Genomic DNA, 4078 nt, shown 5'->3' with positions numbered 1-4078 from the left:
TGCAGCCACACCGTCGTGAACTGGCCGACGATGAGAAGCACGGTGATCCAATGCAGGGCCATGCTCGTCGGGTCGAAGCGTCCGCTCTTCGCGGACGGCCTCACTACGACCATTCCTCGCGCGGATTCCAAATTTTCGATCATGACCATCTGCTCCAGTCTTCGTTCGATCGGAAGTTCGCTGCCGAGAAGACCTGGACGGCGACGACCTTATTCCGGCGCAAAATAATTCGTGTCGGAGGCGTGATCGCGACGCACGGCGCCCGTTCAAGCAGCCATTAACGCGCTGATAACCAAGACCGGCAGCAGGCCCAGGACGACCGCCCAGACCACGAAGGCGGCGACCATCGAGATGTCCTGCCTCCACATTGCCAAGCGTCCGATCGGATAATTGGAAGCGTGATTGGTGCTCATCGTCATACGTCCTGTTCATCTTTCCGCTGCAAGCTCGGCACCCGACGGCAAATCCCGTCGGGCCCGGATCTTCAGCAACCTCGGCAGATGCCTCTCACGATGCGGTCGACCTTCGCGTCTTCCTGATCGAGGCTCAGCCGAGAATCAGCCTCGAGAACATCGACTGCGGTTGGCTGATGGTGACCCATCGGCGCTGACCAGGGTTTGGTTGCCATTTCATTTCCTGCCTTCCAAGGGCGAACGGACGGCGCGGATGGCATGGCATCGGCTGCGCCGGGGTTAACGATGGATACGTCGCGCTGTTCAGATTTTGCAGATCCAATTTCTGTCCCCACGTGGGGAAGGTAGAGAGCGTATGCATCTGACTCCTGCGCAACTGCCTGTGCGAAGACAGGAGCCGCGATCGCGGTTGATAGAATTACGGACATGCTAAGAAGAAAATGGTTAGTCATCGTGTGACTCCTCTGGTCTTCATTCGCGCATAGGCGCTTCTGATCACCAGACTCCCGATGGATTCGAGATATTCCTGAATTCTCGACGATTGGATTTACTTCAAGCCATCGTGAAAAATGCGTTCCGCGCGTTCACGCATTGCAATGCGGATTGTCCGATGACAGAGGCGGCGGGCTGTATGCGTATGCGAGCCTGACGTTGACAACATTGTTTTGGAGCAAGGAATTGGAGATGACGGCCCAGGAATGTTGATAGCCGAATGTGGGACTTTCTCTTGGAGGCAGCGTCGCCGGTCACGCAGTTTGCCTGCCCACGGGCCTCATTGGCCTCCAGCCGTCATCCCTGGCGCTGGGACACTTTTATCTATTCATTGATTCATGCAGTCCATGGCGCCAAAGGGCATACCTCAGTGCTCGCCGCTAAAATCTCACTTCGTACTTCAAATGGATGCGCCGAGCCCAGGCAGAGAAAGCGAACTCCGGCCAGCACTATCGCAGTTGAAACAGTGGAAGCTGCACAAATCCAAATTAGAATGAGAGGAAGTGTCGGATATTTTCGTCATTGGGTAACGGCACTGTGGGCACGGATGCATTTCAATTCTATTAGATGAGAAGCAAATTAGCGACTCCGCTGGGGGCACGACACTCTCCTCTGTCGGTTCGGACGGTGACTTCCGGGCGATTGAGATCGGCGAATATAAAAATGAAGCGCGCAGTGCGGTCAGAGACCGCAAGCAAGACGTTTCCTAATCTCATCAACTCGCTTATCCAGCGCGCTGAATCTGGCGTGAACGCTTCGGTCATGAAGGCGGAACAAATAGGCAAATATTAGAAACCCGAAAAGCCAATGGTGGTGCTCCAAATATTGAAGGGCATCGTCTGATGCACCCCCGATGACGTTAATTAGCTTTGCCAGGGCGGTCATTTGAATCGGCTCGTGATGGTGAAAGCGTAAAACTTGCGTTGTGCATCGACATCCTTGCTGAGAGTGACTCGCGCTCCGTCGTTAATATTCCCGAGCGCTTAGGTTTCTAACCTTCTTTTCGACGAACGACCGCCTCACACGGCGGTGGTTAATCTTCTCCATGCCCCGCAGTGAGCGAGGAAGCCGTCAAAGAAACGCCTTACGAAGCTTACTGCGCCCGGGAAGGGCGGGAGTCGTCGAGCGGGATGACGTTCACTTTGCGAATCGCCTGTTTCAAAAGGGCCTCGGCAACGATAGCGACGTGCCACGAATATTTGTCCTGAACCTCGCTTGTGCAAGCGGATAGGACGCCCAAGGTGAGCACCTCATTTTCGATGCGGAGGATTTCGAAGGCTACGAAGAGGCGGTCGTACTCCTCAGCACCAAGGAAGTAGTTCAATCGAGCTTGAATGGCCTGTTGTTGGATCTTTGGCGGTTTAAATTGGTCCACTTGCAATAACTCATTATTGAGCCAAACCCGATGCTCCCTAGAAATTCCCGTAATGTCCCGCAGCCATATCAGTGACGCAGCACCTCCGGTTCAGGAAACCCTAATGTTTGACAACATGAAAAGAGCGAGGGGCTTCTCTTCAGATGGCGATGCAGTCTTGGAGGTGGGCGCCGTAAAACAAGACAACCTGATCGATCAATATGATCATGATAATTTCTTGACTTGGCTGAACTGAAGACGGCTCTTCAAATCGTCAGTTGGATGTCTTCCGACTATTAACAGTTGGGAATATTCGGCGATGGCTGCGGATTTAACCAACTTCCGAACGGCGTAGCGATACCAGTGTGATGCTGGCGCGGTAGGAATGAATCGGCGCCTCAAGGAAGTTGCTTCCGAGAGTTAGCTTGAATTCAGATTAGCGAAGTTGAATTGGTATCTTCAACGACTCGAAGAGTTGGCAAAGCTAACTCATGAGTTCTGCGAGGGCCCAATGGCCGCCAGCAGCGCGGTGTCGTCCGGCGAGCAAGCCTCGCTCTTGCTGCCGTCTTATCGACTTGGGGTGCTCGGTGCCGATGCCCCGATCGGTCGCCGCCAAGGCAGAGCAGGGCGGTTGCGCCGCGGTCGATAAGTGCCAAAACCCGAGTTGTTTCCGGCCCGGGAATAAAGCCTGAAAACCCCGAGTCTCCCTTGTGCGGCGCAATCCTGCGCCATCTGGAGCCCACATCAGGCTCCATAGGGAGAATACGATATGTCTAACGAAGGCCCTGACGATCGGAAGAAGGGATTGGGTCGCCGCGAAGTGCTGGAATGCATGGTGTGGGCGGGAACCGGTGTCCTTTGGACCATCAGCGGCGGTGTTCCTCACTCCGTCGGACTGATCGGGGAAGCGGCAGCCGCCGAGCCCGCTACCGGATTTACCTTTCTGCAAATGAGCGACAGCCACATCGGCTTCGACAAGGCTGCAAATCCCGATGCGCTCGGGACGCTGCGGGAGGCGGTTGCTAAGGTCAAGGCGATGCCGACCAAGCCGGGCTTCATCATCCACACCGGCGACATCACGCATCTGTCCAAGCCCGCCGAGTTCGACAATGCCGACAAGGTGTTCAGCGAGACCGGCGTTCAGATGCACTGGGTACCCGGCGAGCACGACATCATCGATGAGGACCGCGGCAAGGCCTATCTCGATCGCTACGGCAAGGGCGCAAAAGGCGCCGGCTGGTACTCTTACGACGATCACGGTATCCACTTCATCGGCCTCGTCAACGTCGTCGACCTGAAGGGTGGCGGCCTCGGCAACCTCGGCGCCGAGCAACTCGCGTGGCTCGAGGCTGATCTGAAAGGCAAGTCGGCCTCCACGCCGATCGTGGTCTTCTCCCATATCCCGCTCTACGTTCTCTACAAGGATTGGGGCTGGGGCACCGAAGACGGCCAGCGCGCGCTCGACATGCTCAAGCGCTTCGGTTCGGTCACTGTTCTCAATGGCCACATCCATCAGCTCGCTCAGAAGGTCGAAGGCAACATGACCTTCCACACGGCGCTGTCGACGGCCTTCCCGCAGCCGGCTCCCGGCTCGGCGCCGTCGCCCGGGCCGATGCTTGTCCCCGCCGATCAACTCCGCAGCAAGTTGGGACTGTCGACCGTTACGGTCATGCAGGGCAGCAAGCCGCTCGCCATCATCGACAAGACGCTCGCCTAATCGAGAGGACATATCCCATGCAAAATCCGATGAAACATCTCCGCCTGACCACGGGACGACTCTCGCCGAGCCGCGCCGTGGTCGCCGCGATGCTTCTGGGTC

Annotated in this window: 5 protein-coding genes; 2 read left to right on the top strand and 3 right to left on the bottom strand. The window is 56.5% G+C overall.

The features are described from left to right. Nucleotides 1-266: 266 nt before the first annotated feature. From ABSE61_RS36425 to ABSE61_RS36415, 3 genes are all read right to left on the bottom strand, one after another. Nucleotides 267-413 (bottom strand): hypothetical protein, encoded by a 147-nt coding sequence (locus ABSE61_RS36425; RefSeq protein ID WP_423875992.1) that lies wholly within the window; start codon nt 411-413, stop codon nt 267-269. A 71-nt stretch (nt 414-484) separates the two neighbouring features. Beyond that, entirely contained in the window at nt 485-865 is a 381-nt protein-coding gene (locus tag ABSE61_RS36420; RefSeq protein ID WP_423875991.1) for a hypothetical protein, read from the bottom strand. A 1133-nt stretch (nt 866-1998) separates the two neighbouring features. After that, entirely contained in the window at nt 1999-2280 is a 282-nt protein-coding gene (locus ABSE61_RS36415; RefSeq protein WP_423875990.1) for a hypothetical protein, read from the bottom strand. Nucleotides 2281-2383: 103 nt separating this feature from the next. On the opposite strand from ABSE61_RS36415, the gene ABSE61_RS36410 reads away from it, so the two are divergent. Next, entirely contained in the window at nt 2384-2515 is a 132-nt protein-coding gene (locus ABSE61_RS36410) for a hypothetical protein (RefSeq protein WP_423875989.1), read from the top strand. Between the two features lie 513 nt (nt 2516-3028). Next, complete coding sequence (locus ABSE61_RS36405) at nt 3029-3976, top strand: metallophosphoesterase family protein (RefSeq protein ID WP_423875988.1); 948 nt, start codon at nt 3029-3031, stop codon at nt 3974-3976. The last annotated feature ends 102 nt before the right edge of the window (nt 3977-4078 follow it).

The sequence above is a fragment of the Bradyrhizobium sp. genome (genome assembly GCF_049519115.1).
GTDB lineage: Bacteria > Pseudomonadota > Alphaproteobacteria > Rhizobiales > Xanthobacteraceae > Bradyrhizobium.
The sequence above is the reverse complement of the archived record's forward strand: the minus strand, read 5'-3'. Positions and strand labels throughout refer to the sequence as shown.

What these genes read in the sequence shown, in the direction of transcription:
- ABSE61_RS36405 (WP_423875988.1), top strand. Translation starts at nt 3,029, where the DNA reads ATGTCTAACGAAGGCCCTGACGATCGGAAGAAGGGATTGGGTCGCCGC.
- ABSE61_RS36420 (WP_423875991.1), bottom strand. Translation starts at nt 865, where the DNA reads ATGACTAACCATTTTCTTCTTAGCATGTCCGTAATTCTATCAACCGCG.
- ABSE61_RS36425 (WP_423875992.1), bottom strand. Translation starts at nt 413, where the DNA reads ATGAGCACCAATCACGCTTCCAATTATCCGATCGGACGCTTGGCAATG.
- ABSE61_RS36410 (WP_423875989.1), top strand. Translation starts at nt 2,384, where the DNA reads ATGTTTGACAACATGAAAAGAGCGAGGGGCTTCTCTTCAGATGGCGAT.